The 16,128-nt window shown below is 58.4% G+C and carries 17 protein-coding genes; 6 read left to right on the top strand and 11 right to left on the bottom strand.

Annotated elements, in window-relative coordinates; translation table 11 throughout:
- Positions 1 to 22: 22 nt before the first annotated feature.
- Together ACR0KC_RS03320 and ACR0KC_RS03315 are read right to left on the bottom strand one after the other, a co-directional pair.
- Positions 23 to 682, bottom strand: a complete 660-nt coding sequence (locus ACR0KC_RS03320) for a DsbA family oxidoreductase (protein WP_170406071.1) — start codon at positions 680 to 682, stop codon at positions 23 to 25.
- Entirely contained in the window at positions 679 to 2,196 is a 1,518-nt protein-coding gene (locus tag ACR0KC_RS03315) for a class I adenylate-forming enzyme family protein (protein WP_480771477.1), read from the bottom strand. Before ACR0KC_RS03315 ends, ACR0KC_RS03320 begins: the two co-directional genes overlap by 4 nt.
- 65 nt (positions 2,197 to 2,261) lie before the next feature.
- Here ACR0KC_RS03315 and ACR0KC_RS03310 point away from each other — a divergent pair, with 65 nt between their 5' ends.
- Complete coding sequence (locus ACR0KC_RS03310; protein WP_170646197.1) at positions 2,262 to 2,885, top strand: helix-turn-helix domain-containing protein; 624 nt, start codon at positions 2,262 to 2,264, stop codon at positions 2,883 to 2,885.
- Here the strand turns inward: ACR0KC_RS03310 and ACR0KC_RS03305 are convergent.
- The 5 genes from ACR0KC_RS03305 to ACR0KC_RS03285 all read right to left on the bottom strand — a co-directional run bounded on the left by ACR0KC_RS03305 (position 2,874) and on the right by ACR0KC_RS03285 (position 7,140).
- Positions 2,874 to 3,110 carry a hypothetical protein gene (locus tag ACR0KC_RS03305; RefSeq protein ID WP_170396893.1) on the bottom strand — a complete coding sequence of 79 codons (237 nt, stop codon included), beginning with the start codon at positions 3,108 to 3,110 and terminating at the stop codon, positions 2,874 to 2,876. The genes ACR0KC_RS03310 and ACR0KC_RS03305 overlap by 12 nt on opposite strands.
- Positions 3,111 to 3,297: 187 nt before the next feature.
- Positions 3,298 to 3,957: an MIP/aquaporin family protein gene (locus tag ACR0KC_RS03300; RefSeq protein WP_170421892.1), complete on the bottom strand. Its 660-nt coding sequence runs from the start codon at positions 3,955 to 3,957 to the stop codon at positions 3,298 to 3,300.
- Positions 3,954 to 4,430 (bottom strand): arsenate reductase ArsC, encoded by a 477-nt coding sequence (locus ACR0KC_RS03295; RefSeq protein ID WP_170421889.1) that lies wholly within the window; start codon positions 4,428 to 4,430, stop codon positions 3,954 to 3,956. Before ACR0KC_RS03295 ends, ACR0KC_RS03300 begins: the two co-directional genes overlap by 4 nt.
- Positions 4,431 to 4,456: 26 nt before the next feature.
- Positions 4,457 to 5,281, bottom strand: a complete 825-nt coding sequence (locus tag ACR0KC_RS03290) for an arsenate reductase/protein-tyrosine-phosphatase family protein (protein ID WP_170595469.1) — start codon at positions 5,279 to 5,281, stop codon at positions 4,457 to 4,459.
- Between the two features lie 32 nt (positions 5,282 to 5,313).
- Positions 5,314 to 7,140, bottom strand: coding sequence for an extracellular solute-binding protein (locus ACR0KC_RS03285; protein WP_480771476.1), 1,827 nt, complete (start codon positions 7,138 to 7,140; stop codon positions 5,314 to 5,316).
- Positions 7,141 to 7,436: 296 nt separating this feature from the next.
- Between ACR0KC_RS03285 and ACR0KC_RS03280 the strand changes: the two genes are divergently transcribed.
- Together ACR0KC_RS03280 and ACR0KC_RS03275 are read left to right on the top strand one after the other, a co-directional pair.
- Complete coding sequence (locus ACR0KC_RS03280; protein WP_170421879.1) at positions 7,437 to 8,210, top strand: 3-hydroxybutyrate dehydrogenase; 774 nt, start codon at positions 7,437 to 7,439, stop codon at positions 8,208 to 8,210.
- 64 nt (positions 8,211 to 8,274) lie between these two features.
- Positions 8,275 to 9,300: a patatin-like phospholipase family protein gene (locus ACR0KC_RS03275; protein WP_480585181.1), complete on the top strand. Its 1,026-nt coding sequence runs from the start codon at positions 8,275 to 8,277 to the stop codon at positions 9,298 to 9,300.
- On the opposite strand, the gene ACR0KC_RS03270 is transcribed toward ACR0KC_RS03275, so the two are convergent.
- From ACR0KC_RS03270 to ACR0KC_RS03255, 4 genes are all read right to left on the bottom strand, one after another.
- Positions 9,301 to 9,978, bottom strand: coding sequence for a DUF502 domain-containing protein (locus ACR0KC_RS03270; protein WP_170396909.1), 678 nt, complete (start codon positions 9,976 to 9,978; stop codon positions 9,301 to 9,303). It lies immediately after the preceding gene.
- A gap of 63 nt (positions 9,979 to 10,041) precedes the next feature.
- Positions 10,042 to 10,956, bottom strand: a complete 915-nt coding sequence (locus ACR0KC_RS03265) for a pseudouridine-5'-phosphate glycosidase (protein WP_480585179.1) — start codon at positions 10,954 to 10,956, stop codon at positions 10,042 to 10,044.
- Positions 10,953 to 11,846, bottom strand: coding sequence for a PfkB family carbohydrate kinase (locus ACR0KC_RS03260; protein WP_170509655.1), 894 nt, complete (start codon positions 11,844 to 11,846; stop codon positions 10,953 to 10,955). The genes ACR0KC_RS03265 and ACR0KC_RS03260 overlap by 4 nt, the downstream gene beginning before the upstream one ends.
- Positions 11,847 to 11,901: 55 nt before the next feature.
- Entirely contained in the window at positions 11,902 to 12,522 is a 621-nt protein-coding gene (locus ACR0KC_RS03255; protein ID WP_170396915.1) for a thiamine phosphate synthase, read from the bottom strand.
- Positions 12,523 to 12,686: 164 nt separating this feature from the next.
- Here ACR0KC_RS03255 and ACR0KC_RS03250 point away from each other — a divergent pair, with 164 nt between their 5' ends.
- From ACR0KC_RS03250 to ACR0KC_RS03240, 3 genes are read left to right on the top strand one after another with little or no spacing between them, the layout of a single operon-like run.
- Positions 12,687 to 13,430, top strand: coding sequence for an RNA methyltransferase (locus tag ACR0KC_RS03250; protein WP_170396917.1), 744 nt, complete (start codon positions 12,687 to 12,689; stop codon positions 13,428 to 13,430).
- 59 nt (positions 13,431 to 13,489) lie between these two features.
- Complete coding sequence (ctaA, locus tag ACR0KC_RS03245; protein ID WP_480771475.1) at positions 13,490 to 14,635, top strand: heme A synthase; 1,146 nt, start codon at positions 13,490 to 13,492, stop codon at positions 14,633 to 14,635.
- Positions 14,636 to 14,639: 4 nt separating this feature from the next.
- Positions 14,640 to 16,109, top strand: a complete 1,470-nt coding sequence (locus tag ACR0KC_RS03240; protein ID WP_480704946.1) for a carboxypeptidase M32 — start codon at positions 14,640 to 14,642, stop codon at positions 16,107 to 16,109.
- Positions 16,110 to 16,128: the final 19 nt, after the last annotated feature.

Raw genomic sequence — 16,128 nt, 5'->3', positions numbered from 1 at the left:
CAGAAATGCACAGGGGTATGTGCTATTCTGCAGGGGAAGCCTCAATCTGAGACATGATCTCAGCGATCACTTTTGCCCACAATTCAGGAGGTTGCGCGCCCGGAACAGCGTGCTGGTTTGCAACGATATATGTGGGAACCGAATTTACGCCCATTTCGCGTGAATGGCTGTCGCGGTTACGGATATCCTCGCGGTCGGCGTCTGACTGCAGCAGTTTCAGTACGACCGCTGCGTCCATGCCGACGCTGTCGGCGACATCAGCCAACACCTCATGATCACCAATATCACGCGCCTCGACGAAGTAAGCATTAAAGAGTGCATCGACCACGGATTCCTGCTTGCCCTCAATCCCCGCCCAGTGGATCAGGCGGTGGGCATCCAGCGTGTTGGGCGTGCGTTTCATGCCTTCGAAATCGATATTCAAACCTGCGTTTTCGGCATGTTCGACAACGGGAGCGTATGCGCGAACTGCTCCGTCCTTGCCGCCGAACTTCCGTTCAAGGTATTCGCGCCGATCCATGCCCTCGTCGGGCATATCGGGGTTCAGCTGAAAGGGGTGCCACTCGATCACAAAGGGGTGGTCTGGCACTTCGGCCAGCGCCTTGTCCAGATGGGTCTTGCCGATATAGCACCAGGGGCAAATCGGATCGGACATGATGTCGAGCTTTACAGTGTGTGTCATTCGGACGTCGCCTTGAAATAGGCCGGCAGGGCGCGGCGCAGAAGTTTGCCGTTGCCTCCGGTGGGTAAGGCGGGCAGATGGACAAAGGCACGCGGCTGTTTGTAGCGCGCCAACTTGTCAGACACATAGGCGTGCAGGTCCGCCGCGTCCAGTTCTTCGGGGCCAGTGTAGAAGGCAACGATGATCGAACTGTCCTGTTTTACCTCAACCGTAGCCGCCCCGACCTGGGTGATCTCGGGATGGGTGGATAAGGCCGCCTCGACTTCGACCGGGGAAACGCGATATCCGCCCGCATTCATCATGTCGTCATCTCGACCCAGATAGGTGATTTGCCCATCAACCGCCATCGCGCCTTGATCACCGGTCAGGAACCAATCCCCCTGCATCCGAGCAGCGGCCTCGTCGGGGGCATTCAGATAGGTCAGCATCAGGCCCGGATCTTCGCGATGTACGGCTATTGTACCTTCCTGACCTTGTGGCACAGGGCCATCCGGCCCGAGGATGGCAATCCGACGCCCGGGCTGCGGCTGCCCCAACGCTGTGCCGCGTGCCGGGTGGCTTGGGCTGGATGAGATGAAGGTCGAGCATTCGGACATGCCGTAAGCCTCATAAAGCTCGGTGCCGGTGAACTGCACCCATTTTTCATGCAGGTGTCGCGACAGCTTTTCCCCGGCGCAAAGGCCGTGGCGCAGATCGGGAAGGCCGGGCTGCGTGTCACTTTGCATCATCTTCCGAAAGACCCCCGGTGCGGCTGCAAAGATGGTGGCACGATGTTGTTTCAACAGGGCAGGCAGATCGCGTATGTCTGTCCCGGGTTCAGGGATCAGAGCCGTTGCACCAATGGCCCAAGGGTCCATCAAGCCGGTGCCCAGCGTGTAGGTCCAATTGAATGCCCCCGCATGGCACAGCCGGTCCGAGGATTTCAGGCCATACCAGCCGTCGACCATCATCTGCCGAGCCCAGATGGCGCGGTGTGCATGCGCAACCGCACGGGGTTTGCCCGAAGTACCCGAAGTGTAGACCACGTAGGCAAGCCGCTCGGGATCACCCATGGCAAAACTTGCAGGCGGCAGTGATCGCATCCGGGCCAGTTCAGGCAGCATGATCTGATCCGGGTGCGCCGCGCAGGCGACCTGGGGATCTCGCAAAATGGCGGCGGGTTTCAGATCGTCGACGATCTTTGCGGTCTCTTGCTCGGTCAGTTGTGATGAGGTGGGCACGGGGACCAGCCCCACGGCGATTGCGCCCAGATAGGCGATCGGAAAATCGACGGTATTGCCCAATCGCATGAGAACAATGTCTTGGGCGCGAAGGCCGCTCTGCAGCAATCCTGAACCGGTGCCCATTATCGCCGAATGCAGATCGCCATAGGTCCAGACTGTTGCACCATCCGATCCCAGCACCGAAAGTGCGGTCTTCTCAGCTGAACTTTGCGCATGGCGCAGCACATGCGCGGCAAGATTGAATGGGCGCGGGCAGGGCGTAGGCGGCCCCTGATCAAAGATCGACAACATGAGAACTGGCTATCCCCGTGCGAGGCGCGTTGCAAGCAGGGCATGCTCGCCCTATAGAAAGACCCATGGCCACCAATGATCATAAATCTATCGTCAGAATTGCCCGCGACAATGGTATCAACACCGAGTTGGAGCCGGTCGATCTGGGCGCGCGCGTGCGCGAACTGCGTAAAGCCCGCAACTGGACGCTGGAACAGGCGGCGAGTCAGGCGGGTCTGGCCCGGTCGACACTCAGCAAGATCGAAAATGGTCAGATGTCTCCGACCTATGATGCTTTGAAAAAGCTGGCGACCGGATTGGAGATTTCGGTGCCTCAGCTTTTTACGCCGCCACAACGCGATCAGGTGATCGGTCGAATGGCAGTGACCAAGATGGGCGGGGGGGCGGCCCATGCGACCACCACCTACGAACATGAGTTGCTGGCAGAAACGCTGACCAAAAAGCAGATGCTGCCCTATCGCGCCCGTGTACGTGCACGCTCGATGGAAGAATTTGACGGCTGGGTGCGTCACGATGGTGAGGAATTTCTGTATGTCCTGACCGGAGTGGTGCGATTGTTTACCGAGTTCTATGAGCCGGTCGAAATGCGCCGCGGCGACAGCGCTTATTACGACGGCAGCATGGGGCATAACGTCATTTCGGTCAGTGATGAGGATGCGACGATCCTGTGGGTGACGTCACTTGCTTAGGGCTTGGGCCGCTTCGCGGTTCAATGCTTCGGTGAACAGGAAATCCTCAAGCTCTTCGCGCGCCTCGTTTACGGTCAGGTGGTGACGCTCGGCCAGGTAAGCTTCGAACTGTTTGCGATCTTCGCCAACGCGCGCCATATCCCTATCCCGCAGGTTCGGAAACCTACGTTTTGCACGCGCATATGACGCGTCCCAGTCTTGCGTCAGATCAGCCCAGTTTAGCATCTGCGAGCCTTCCTTAGTTGGTGTTTCAGGATTGCTCTCCCCCAAGACAGCCTACGGAGCGCCGTGCGTTGCTGCAGACATGACAAAATGTCGCAGCCGGAGTCGGGAGATAAGATGCAAAAAACCCGCTGCGGAGATACCGCAACGGGCCCACGGACCTGCTGTAAAGTGAGTGGCGGCCGGTCCGTTATTCTGCTTGTTCGAATAACCAGTTCAGTATTTTGTGTCCGATAAATACAGCAATTAACTGCATAATTATGAACATCGGAATGTGCGCAGGGTATATCCCCGCAAAGGTATCCGTAAAGCCCCTTGCGATGGTAACGGCCGGATTAGCAAAACTTGTGGAAGACGTATACCAGTAGGCGCCGGTAATATAGAGGCCCACAAGGGCTGGTACCGTGTCCGGCTTGTGCCGAATTCCGCCGAAAATCACAAAGAGCAAACCCAAAGTGGCGACAATCTCCGAAAACCACTGATGTGCCCCGGTACGATGCATCGTTTCCGAAGTTTGCAGAATCGGCAGGTCAAACATGTAATGGCTGGCCCAGACCCCCGCGATACCTCCGGCAATCTGAACAAGCATGTAAGGGGTGACCGCACGCCAGGGATGTTCACCGCGCAGCGCAAAGGCCAATGTCACTGCAGGGTTGAAGTGAGCGCCCGAGACAGGGCCGAGCGTAGTGATGATAGCGTAAAGGATGCAGCCGGTCGCAATTGCATTGGCCAGCAACGCCAGCGCGATGTTCCCGTCGGACAAGGTTTGCGCCATGATGCCTGATCCGACAACGCCGATCAGCAGGAAGGCGGTTCCGAGGAATTCGGCAAAGTATTGGCGGGCGCTCACAGCAGGGCTCCTATACGTTTGAGATGGGCCGAGAGTTCAACGCTGTCCATGGTTTCAATGGGCAGCTCCAGAAGTGCTTCGGCGCGGCGCCCAAGAATGTCATATGCGGTCCTAAAGGCGGTTTCCCAGTCTGACTGAGACGCGGCAGCCGGGTCCTCGACACCCCAATGCGCGCGTACAGGGGCGCCGGGCCAGACGGGACATGTCTCTTCGGCGGCTGAGCCGCAAACCGTGATCACTATGTCCATTTCCGGAGCATTTTCTGCTGCAAACTCATCCCAGCTTTTAGAGCGGGAATCGCGGACGTCATGGCCTTCGGCACCAAGCAGCGTCAAGGATTGCGGATGCACCTTGCCGGTCGGGTTGGAGCCTGCTGAATAGGCGCGTACACGCCCTTCGCCGGTGTGATTGAAGAGCGACTCCAGCAGAATCGATCGAGCCGAGTTGCCGGTGCATAGAACCAGTATGTTCATGGGGGTATCCTTGGATTGATCGAGGACTACTCGGCCATTCGACCGATGTCATCCACCTTGTGTTGTAGTGAGATGCGGTCGAGCGTTTCGAACGGGAGGCTGGCAAAGGCGGTGATACGGTTGCGCAGCAATCCGTAGGCCTGCTGGAATGCCAGCTGCTTTTGCGCGTCGGTTCCTTCAACTTTGACCGGATCGTGCAGACCCCAATGCGCGCTTATCGGTTGTCCTGGCCAAGCGGGGCAGGCCTCGTTCGCTGCGTGGTCGCAGACGGTAAAGACAAAATCCATCTTTGGGGCATCAGCAGCGGCAAATTCTTCCAGTGATTTTGAGCGGAGTGAGGTCGTGTCGTAGTCTTTTTGCTTCAAGAGTTCCAAAACGATTGAATTTGGTCCGTCCGATGGTGCCGTTCCTGCCGAATAAGCACGAAACAAGCCGTTACCTTCATTGTTCAGGATGGCTTCCGCCATGATCGAACGGGCCGAGTTTCCGGTGCAGAGGAAAAGCGCATTCATAACGCGGCCAGGGGACGCCATAACGGGGTCATCCGAGGGTTGCATGCATAAATCAGGACGATTTTGACAGCAACCGCCCAGCAACTCATCAAACAGCCCGCGCACCGCTGGTAAGTTGGCGGCATATTGCAATGATGTCCCGCTGCGCGACTGCTGGATCAGCCCGGCGGATTTCAATGCATTCAGGTAGGTTGACGCAGTATTGGGTTTCAGCGCTAAAGCCTCGGCAATCTGACCCGCAGCTACGGAATCTGGATAGCGACGCATCAACAGCCGGAACAGATCCAGCCGCTTGGGATGTGCGAGTGCGTTCAGCCTGTCATGAATCTCTATTTCCATAATTCATGAAATATGGAAATAGAAAGGACTCGTCAATCCTGAAACCACCAGACCTGTGGCATATATTCTGGCCCATCGCCATAAATTGGCAGAGTGTCGGGTTGTTTCAGCTCTTTGACATGGGCGATACGGCCGACATCAAAGCTCCAGATAGGAATAACATAGCGACCCGCTGTCAGAACACGATCCAGCGCGCGCGTTGCCGCAACAAAATCCTCGTGGCTTTCCGAGGCCAGCATCGCGTCGATCAGCCCGTCCACGGCGGGCGAGGTCAGACCCATGACATTCCGCGTCCCGGGAGCGTTGGCGTTTTCGCTGCCCCAATACAGGCGTTGTTCGTTGCCTGGCGAGAGCGACAGCGCACGACGGAACGGGGTCATGTCAAAATCTTGCGCATCGATGCGTGAAGTATATTGCGCGTCATCTACTTTCTCGACTGTCAACTGGATACCCAGGCGTTCGAGGGCGCGGGCGTAGATTTCCGCGATCACGCCGACATCCTGGACCACGTTCAGGCTGCCCTGGCTGATGACCAGATCAATCACAAACGGCTCACCGCTGGCGTTGCGAAGCTGGCCGTCCTGAATGATCCATCCGGCCTCTTCCAGCAGTTTAAGCGCTTTGCGGATATTTCGGCGGTTGCGTTCGGTTCCATCGCTTTGAGGCAATTCATATCCATCCAGCGTGCCCGGTGCCAACTCGGCGGCATAAGGTTGAAGCAATTCCTCGACACGACCAGTGGCCGGTCCGGGTTGCATCCCCAATTCCGAACCCGAGAAATATGAGATGATCCTGGGCTGCGCCCCGCCTGTAATGGTGTCGTTGATGAACTCGAAGTTGAAGGCCAGCGTTAGTGCCTCGCGTACGCGCCAGTCATCGAATGGGGCCTTGCGTGTGTTCATGACAAAGCCGGTCATGCCTGACGGCTTTTGATGGGGAATTTCCGTCTTCACAACATCACCGCGCTGAACCGCTGGGAAGTTGTACTGCGTGTTCCATTTATCCGCGTTGAATTCACGAACGGCCGAAAGCTCGCCAGCTTTGAACGCTTCAAACGCGACTGTGCCGTCTCCGTAGAACTCAATCCGCATGTCATCCAGATTCATCGTGCCCTTGCGGTAGGGGATGTCGGCACCCCAATAGTCAGGATTGCGACGCAGGTTCACATAGCGGCCAGCCTCATAGTCATCGATTACGTATGGTCCGGAACCGATGGGTATATCGTGTAGTTGAGCGTCAGCGAACGACTTTCCCTCCCACTGCGCTCTTTGCAGGATCGGGCGCATTCCGGCGATCAGGGCCAGTTCGCGATCCGGTTCGTTAAAGGTGATCCGAACGCTGCGCGGTCCAGTCTGTTCAATGCTATCAATCTTGCCCCACAGCCCGCGATATCGCAGGTGGCCTTCGGTGCCCAGTGTCTCATACGACCAGATCACGTCATCGACAGTGACCGGCGATCCATCCGAGAATTCAGCATTTTCGCGCAGCGTGAATTCGACCCAAGTTCGGTCCGAATCTGTCTCAACTGATTCGGCTAACAACCCGTAAAGAGTGAAAGGTTCGTCCCAGGAGCGGCCCATCAGGCTTTCATGCGTCCAAAATCGCAACTGCCACGGCGCGGTGCCTTTTTGCACAAACGGGTTCAGACTGTTATAGCCGCCGGTATTGCCAAATACGACCTTGCCGCCCTTGGGCGCGTCAGGATTTGCGTAGGGTAGCGACACAAAATCCGGTGGTAGGGCCGGGTCACCATACATAGCTATGCCATGGGCCGATTCTGCTGACGCCATTGAGGCGGCGAAAATACAGGTGATTCCCACAATCGCGGGATGAAGGGGGCGGAGATAATCGGGGCTCATTTTGGAAACAATCCTGCTCTGGCCTTATTTTGTTTGGGATTCACCGTAGCCATGATTTTTCTTATTATCAAACTTTTAGCTTGGACGAGGGCGTGGAATTGCTTATAAAGGTTCTACTGCTCGATAGGTTTCTTGCCTGTATGAAACCTGCCTCAATAACTTAACGCCCGCTTCGTGCGGGCGTTTTTTTTTTGGCAAAACTCGTGCGGGTGCGCGGATCAGATCATTCCCCGTTTTCTTTGCAGGTGCAGCATGGCACTGTGTTTGAGAAACAAAAAACTCATAAGGAGAGTGCCATGAGTCTGTCGGGCAAAACAGCCGTCGTCACGGGGTCGAATTCGGGGATTGGGCTGGGCATCGCGCGTGAGCTGGCGAAGGCCGGGGCGGATGTGGTGCTGAATTCGTTCACCGACCGTGATGAAGATCATGCGCTGGCCACCGAGATTGGCAAAGAGACGGGAACCAACGCGCGCTACATCAAGGCAGATATGTCCAAGGGCGATGAATGCCGTGCACTGATCGAACAGGCAGGTGCTTGTGACATTCTGGTGAACAACGCCGGCATTCAGCATGTGGCCCCGATCGATCAGTTTCCGTCGGACAAATGGGATGCGATCATCGCGATCAACATGAATTCGGTCTTTCATACGATGGCGGCAGCGCTTCCGATGATGCGCGCGGCGGGCTGGGGGCGGATCGTGAATATTGCCTCGGCTCACGGTCTGACGGCCTCGCCCTACAAGGCGGCTTACATCGCGGCAAAGCATGGTGTCGTCGGGATGAGCAAGACCGTGGCGCTGGAGACTGCGCAGGAGCCGATTACCTGCAATGCTATTTGTCCGGGATACGTACTGACTCCATTGGTTGAGGCGCAAATTCCCAACACGATGAAAGAGTACAATATGAGCCGTGAGGATGTGGTGAAGAACATCCTGCTGGAGCGGCAGCCGTCGAAGGAGTTTGCCACGGTCGAGCAGCTGGGCGGAACTACGATCTTCTTGTGCTCGGATGCAGCGGCACAGATCACAGGAACGACGATATCCGTGGATGGGGGATGGACGGCATTGTGAGGGACCATGGGGGCTCTGCCCCCATACCCCCGAGGTATTTCTGGCCATATGAAGAGGCGGAACCATGAAACGGATCAATCTGGCATTGCAGGGCGGTGGGGCGCATGGCGCGTTTACCTGGGGTGTACTGGATCGATTGCTGGATGAAGAGGATATCGAGGTTGCCGCGATCACTGGGACTTCGGCCGGCGCGCTGAACGGGGCAGCGTTCAAATCAGGGATGGTGCATGCAGGGCGCGACGGGGCGCGGGCGTGTCTGGATGGGCTTTGGAAACGCATGGGTGCCGTCGGCGATATGCGAATCGCCCATTGGATGCGGGGCATTGAGCCTGCTCATGTTGCACAAGCGTTGGAGTACTCCGTTCCGTTCTCGATGGCCGAAGCATGGTCGCGGCTGGTATCGCCTTACGCCTATGGGCCGTTTTATCGCAATCCGCTCACCCCGGTTGTGGATCGGTTCAACTTTGATGAGATTTGTGCAGACGAAGGGCCCGCGCTGTTTGTCTGCGCCACCTGTGTGCGCAGCGGCAAGATTCGCGTGTTCACAGGCGAGGAGATTTCGACCGATGCGATTCTGGCCTCGGCCTGCTTGCCGAACCTGTTTCAGGCGGTTGAAATCTATGACCCGAAATCCGAGCGGACCGAAGCGTATTGGGATGGCGGCTATACCGGAAACCCGGCGCTTTATCCGTTGTTCGGTGGGGATTTGCCAGATGATGTGGTGATTGTGAACATCAACCCGCTGGAACGCGATGAGGTGCCTAAAACGCCGCAGCAGATTCAGAACCGGATCAATGAGATCAGCTTTAACTCATCGTTGTTTCGCGAGCTGCGTGCGATCAATTTCGTTCAACGGCTTCTGGCCGAAGGCAAGCTGAAGGCTGGTGAGATGAGCCGGGTGCTGGTGCATATGATCGCTGATGACGCCTTGATGAACGACCTTTCAGCGGCCACCAAGATCGTGCCAAACCCGGTTGTGCTGAACCGGTTGAAACAGTCCGGCCGCGATGCGGCGGAGCAGTTTCTGAGCGTGCATAAGGACGATCTGGGTCAGCGGAGCACGGTCGATTTGCCGGCAATGTTTGGTTGATTATTCAGGCGGTTGGGTTGGGTCTTTGTCATTCGGGTAAACCAGACCTGCTGAGATCACCAGCTTGGCTGCATCCTCGATGGACATATCCAGCAGGATCACATCCTCTGCGGGGAAAAACAACAGGAACCCGGATGTGGGGTTTGGAGTTGTCGGGACAAACACGCTTAGCAACTCGCCCCCGGTTTCGGCGCGATCGCTCACTTCACCGCGCGCTGTTGTCGAGACGAAGCCGATTGCCCAGATGCCCCGGCGCGGATACTGGATCAGGCAGGCTTTTTCGAAAGACCGCTCGGTCTGGGCGAACACAGTTTCCGAGATTTGTTTAATCCCAGAATAAACTGAACGGACCACGGGCATGCGGTCGACGACGCTTTCGGCGAAATGAATCAATGAACGACCCAGGATACCTTTGGCGATCCAGCCAACGATGATCGTGAACAGCAAGAATATGACTACGCCGACGCCGCGCAGGTTGATGCCGACATATTCGGACGGCTGGAACCGCTGCGGGATCAGCGGCAAGACTGCGCTGTCAATCCAACCCACTACAGACCAGATCAACCAGATGGTCAGCCACACCGGAGCAATGACGACGATACCAGTCAGAAAGGACGCGCGTAGCCGGGAGAACAGGCCGGGGCGTCGGTGGGGTTCTTCGTCAAACGGAGTGTTCATTGCGGTCCTGAGTGGTTTGCGGAATTAGGTAAGCAGTCCGGGCGCTTGGTGCAATAGCTGGGGTCAGTGGGCTGATTCCGTCAGCGCACGCGCGATGACCGCTGCCAGTCGGGCGTTGTTGCGTACCAATGCGATGTTGGCGGTAAGCGAACGGCCTTCGGTCTGTTCATAGATACGCTGTAGCAGATAAGGTGTGACGCCTTTGCCAGTGATCCGGTGAGTTTCTGCATCGGCCTGTGCGGACGCGATGATCGGGGCCAGTTCCTCGGACGGGATCTGGTCGGCTTGCGGGATCGGGTTAGCGACCAACTGACCACCCGGCAGCCCCAACGCACGCCGTGTTGCGTGGGCTTTTGCTATGTCAGCGGCATCATCCATGCGCAGCGGGGCTGCCAAGGGTGATTTTGCGGACCAGAAGGCCGGGAACTCGTCCTGTCTGTGGGCGATGACGGGGACGCCGAGCGTTTCCAAAACTTCAAGCGTTTTGGCGAGGTCGAGGATGGCTTTGGCCCCGGCCGCGACCACAGTCACCGGGGTCTGCGCGAGCTCGTGCAGGTCAGCGGAGATGTCGAAGGAGGTTTCGGCCCCCTGATGCACCCCACCGATGCCTCCGGTGGCGAAGACCTCGATGCCTGCATAATGTGCGGCGATCATTGTTGCGGCGACGGTGGTGGCCCCGGTGCCGCCTGTGGCGAGGCAGGCGGCCATGTCAGCGCGTGACAGTTTGGCGACGCCTTGCGCTTGACCCAGTGCGCTCAGCTGGTCGGCTTCGAGGCCGACGTGCAAAACTCCGTCAATAACGGCAATCGTTGCTGGAACGGCGCCCGCATCGCGGATGTCTTGTTCAACCTGTGCCGCGACCTCGATGTTCTGGGGGTAGGGCATGCCATGGGTGATGATGGTGCTTTCCAATGCCACGATTGGTTGGCCCGCATCCTTGGCGGCGCGGACCTCTGCGGAATAGTGAATGGTGATCACAGTGGGGTTTCTCCGGAAACATAGGTTGCAGCGGCGCGCAGCGCGCGGCTGAGTGCCGCGTCGCTGTCGGCACCATTCGCCTCGGCGGCGATATGGGCGGCCATGAAAGTGTCGCCCGCGCCGGTCACGCGGGTGACCAGAACGGACGGGGGTGTTTGGGTCAAGACAGCATCAGCATCCCCGACGGTGGCCGAGTTGCCGCCATCGGTCACAAGAACCCGCAACGCGCCACGGTCCAGCAGGCCTTTGGCGGCGCTCTCGGAATCGGTGAACTCGCGTTGGCAAAGCAGTCCGGCCTCTTCGAGATTCACATAGAGCGTTGCACGGGCGTGTTTGAGGAAGGGCAGCAGCCGTTCTGCCTTGCCGGGCGAGGCCGGGGCGACGCGCAGGTCGGCTTTGGCAAAGGCGGGGCTTTGGGCGATCTCTTCAAGCAAGGTCAGCGTGAGGTTACCGTCCAGCGCGATGGGCCCTTCGAATGGTGTATTTTCATAACCCAGCGGACCATGCATCAAGGGACGCAGGATTTTGGCCCCGGCAGCTTCAAGCGAATGCGCATCGGCAATGGCGGCGATCAGCCCGTTGGCCCCTTCGACCGCCATGTAACGGTCGGTGGGCAGGTCTTGCGAGCGATAGATGTGATCGGTGACCATCCCTAAACGCGCGCAGGACCGGACCAGTTCATCCCCTTCAGCGTCGCGGCCAATTGCGGTCAGCAAAGTCGGGGTCATTCCGAACCGCACCAGCGTCATGGCGATGTTCATGGCGACGCCACCCGGCAGGCGAGTAATGCGGCCGGGTACATCCGAGCCCTGTCGCATGGCGCTGGCCGAGCGTCCGATCACGTCCCAAAGGACCGAGCCGATGCACAAAATTTCGCTGTTCTTGTTCATGCCTTGTGTCATGCCGCAGCCCCGACGCGGGTGCAAGGGTTAACGCTCGCATCCCTCAGCGCATTGCGGCAATCAGAGAGTTCAGCGCCTCCAACGGGTTATCTTGCGACCAGATTTCCTCTCCGATGCCGAAGAAATCGGTGCAGGGGGTGAGGTCTCGGATCAGATCGGACGTCAGGCCGCCCTCGGCCACGACGGGAACCTCGATCATTTCGGACCACCATTGGAACAGGTCCTTTTCGGCCTGAGTACCATCGCCCAGCGTGGCGGAACCAACCGGGCCAAAGGCCACGTAATCCGCGCCACTTTCACCAGCAGTCATCCCGTCATGGCTGGAAGACCCGCAAAAACTGCCGACAATCGCATCCGCGCCCAGCTCCTTACGGGCTGCCCTGACAGACCGCGCGCCGTCATCCAGATGCACCCCGTCCAGACCCAACCGCTGCGCCAGCAATACATGGTTGGAAATCACGATGGCTACATCGCGCGCATGCGCAACTTCGCGGCAAGCATCGGCGGCGCGCGCGATGGTATCTTCGTCGCTTCCAGCCAAGGCGAGGCGGATACATGCAATTTCAGCCCCGTCCAATACGTGACCCAATTGATCAGGGAATGTACTCAGCGCGATGGTCGGAGGCGTGATCAGGTAAATCTGCGGCTGCTCGGGGGTGTCCATGGCGCGTCCTTCGGGTTTGTCATCTTTGGCGCGGTTTAGCGGATTGCGCGGGGGAAGCAAACTTTTATGCCGGCTACGTACCCTTTTGCGAACAGAAGACGCCGGGCCGACTTGCCCTCGACCCATGCGGCCATTAGAGCAAGCGGAGTTTTTCGGAGTTAGCCATGCCCAGCGATACATCACAGCCGTCTTTTGTTCTGGTGCGCCCTCAGATGGGTGAGAACATCGGTGCTGCCGCGCGGGCGATGTGGAACTTTGGGCTGGATCGGATGCGGATCGTGGCACCGCGCGACGGCTGGCCCAACCCCAAGGCGGTGGCGATGTCCAGCGGGGCCGGGCGGCTTTTGGATGAGGCGCAGTTATTTGACGATCTGGCGGGCGCGCTGGAGGACACCACCTTTGTCTTCGCCACCACAGCGCGGCAACGTGGGTTGACCAAGCCTGTCTATAGCCCGGAGCGCGCAATGCAGCTTGCATCGCAGAAAGTGGCGGCGGGCGAAAAGGTCGCTGTTCTGTTTGGCCCGGAACGGGCAGGGCTTGAGAATGAGGATATCGCCAAGGCCAATGCGATTATCTCGGTGCCAGTGAATCCGGAATATGCGTCGTTGAACCTCGGGCAGTGCGTTCTGCTGACCGCCTATGAATGGATGCGCCAGACCGGGGATGTCGTGCATGAGGCAACAGATCTGGGCAAGGGCGATTGGGCGACCGGGATCGAGGTTGAAAAGTTGGTCGAGCATTATGAGGACCGTCTGGAACAGGCCGGGTTCTTTTATCCGCCGGAAAAAGCCGAAGGAATGAAGGTGAACCTGCGCAATCTGTGGTCGCGGATGCGGATGACACGGGCCGATGTACAGATGCTTCACGGGATCATGCGGCAGATGGTCCGCTGGAAAGACAAAAGCTGAGGCTGGACCTATCTTCCGCCAAACCATAGCTTGCGACGAAATCAGGACATGAGGACAGCATGAGCGGTAAGCGCAGCATCTTCGAAGAGGTCTCGGACAGCGAAAAACAACAGGCCGTCCAACCCGGTTTGATCGACCGGGGGCGTGGCGGTGCGCGGGCCGCGATCCGGGTTTGGCTGATGATCCTGTTCGCGCTGGTCGTGATCATGATTGCCGTGGGCGGGCTCACGCGGCTGACCGACAGTGGACTATCGATCACCGAATGGCGACCTATTACGGGTGCGATCCCACCGATGAACGCCGCCGACTGGCAAGCCGAATTCGATAAATACAAGCAGATTGACCAGTGGCGCATTCAGAACCAATGGATGGAGCTGGATGATTTCAAAACCATCTATTGGTGGGAATGGGGCCATCGCCAGTTGGGCCGCGTGATAGGATTGGTTTGGGCCGTTGGATTTATCGGTTTCCTTGTGGCTCGCAAAATTCCGACAGGATGGGCTGGTAAGCTGCTGATCCCCGGCCTGCTTGGCGGTGTTCAGGGTGCTGTAGGCTGGTGGATGGTCGCCTCGGGCGTCACACAGGGTGAAGGCATGACCGCCGTTGCCAGCTATCGTCTGGCAACGCATCTTGGCTTGGCCTTCGTGATCCTCGGCTTTCTTGCCTGGTACATCTTAGAACTTGGCCGTGACGAACGTGACCTGATGCAGGCCCGCCGCGCGAAAGAGGCTAAGCTTTTCTCGATATCGACCGGACTGCTGCACTTCACCTTCCTGCAAATCCTCATCGGTGCGCTGGTGGCCGGGATCGACGCGGGGAGGTCCTACACTGACTGGCCCCTGATTGGCGGTCAGTTGCTGCCGCCCGATGCGGCCATGCTGGAACCGATGTGGCGTAACTTCTTTGAAAGTCCCGGTCTGGTGCAGTTTATCCACCGTTGCGTCGGCTATCTGCTGTTTATTTTCGCCATCATAGTCTGGCGGCGCGGTGGCAGCAGCGCGCACCCACAGACCCGCTTTGCCTTCAACGCCATGTTCGCGGCTTTGTCACTGCAAGTGGTCGTGGGCATCATCACAGTCGTCTATGCGGCACCTTGGCAGATTGCCATTTTCCACCAGTTCATGGCCGTGGTCGTCTGGACACTGATCCTGCGCGCCCGCTTCCTGACAGCTTACCCTATCGCAACATCTGTGCGCGGAGCATGATCCCATGACAGCATACAATGACCTGATGTCCTTTCAGCGCGAAACCTCGGCCCTGGGCCAGATTGCCGGTAGGCTCGGCTGGGACCAGGAAACGGTGATGCCGCGCGGTGCCGCGCCGCAACGGGCCGAGGAAATGGCAGCGATCGAGGCTGTATTGCATGCTCGCCGCTCTGACCCTCGCGTTGCCGAATGGTTGGAGCAGGCCGCACCGCAAGATGAGATCGGCAAGGCACAACTGCGTGAGATACGCCGCGCCTATGACCGCGCGGTGAAGGTGCCCGCCGATCTGGCGACGGCGATTGCCCGCGTGACATCCGCCGCGCAGGGCACATGGGCCCAGGCGCGAGCGGACGAAGATGTCTCAGCCTTCCTGCCGGTGCTGGAAGAAGTTGTCTCGCTGAAACGGCAAGAAGGTGAAGCGCTGGCACAGGGTGGCGACGTTTATGACGCGATGGTCGAGGATTACGAGCCCTACACAACCGGCACTCAGATCGCTGCGATCTTTGACGAAATGCGCCCACGTCTGGTGGCTCTTCGCGCCGCCGTTCTGGATCGCCCGGAACCTGTCGCGCTGACCGGCAGCTTTGACGAACTGACCCAGATGCGCCTGACGCAGAAACTGGCCACGACATTCGGCTATGACCTCAACAATGGCCGCGTCGACAAAGCGGTGCATCCGTTCAGCTCGGGCAGTGGGCTGGACGTTCGGATCACCACCCGCACCAGCGAGACCGATCCGTTCAACTGCTTTTACTCGACCATTCACGAGGTTGGACACGCCGCCTATGAGCAGGGCATCGACCGCGATTACCTGCTGACCCCGCTGGGACGTGGTGTGTCGATGGGTGTGCATGAAAGCCAAAGCCGGATTTACGAAAACCAGCTGGGCCGCTCGCGCGCCTTTACCGGATGGCTGTTTGACCAGATGAAAGAGGCGTTCGGTGATTTTGGCATCGCCGATGCAGATGCGTTCTATGCCACCGTCAACCGCGTCCACAACGGCTATATCCGGACCGAGGCGGATGAGGTGCAGTACAATCTGCACATCATGCTGCGGTTTGATTTGGAACGCGCACTGATGGCCGGTGACTTGCAGGTCGGCGACCTTGAAGCCGCCTGGAACAACCGCTTCAAAGCAGATTTTGGTTATGCGGTCGACAAGCCCTCGAATGGATGCTTGCAGGACGTACACTGGTCGGTTGGCCTGTTTGGCTATTTCCCGACCTATTCGCTGGGTAATGTCTATGCGGGATGCCTGTATCAAACACTGCGCGCGGCAATTCCCGGACTTGAGGGGCAGTTGGCAGCTGGTGATACTTCCGGGGCGACCGGTTGGCTTCGAGAGCATGTGCAGCAGCATGGCGGCCTGTACGCGCCCCGCGAAATCATTCAGCGCGCCAGTGGGGTGGAACCAGGGCCGGAGCCGCTGTTGGCTTATCTGGAGCAGAAGTTCAGGGCGTTGTACGGGCTTTGAGGCGTGTTCGTGGCGCTCC

This window comes from Ruegeria sp. CF3 (assembly GCF_056537365.1).
Note: the sequence above shows the minus strand (reverse complement) of the source record. Positions and strands in the feature narration are given on the sequence as shown.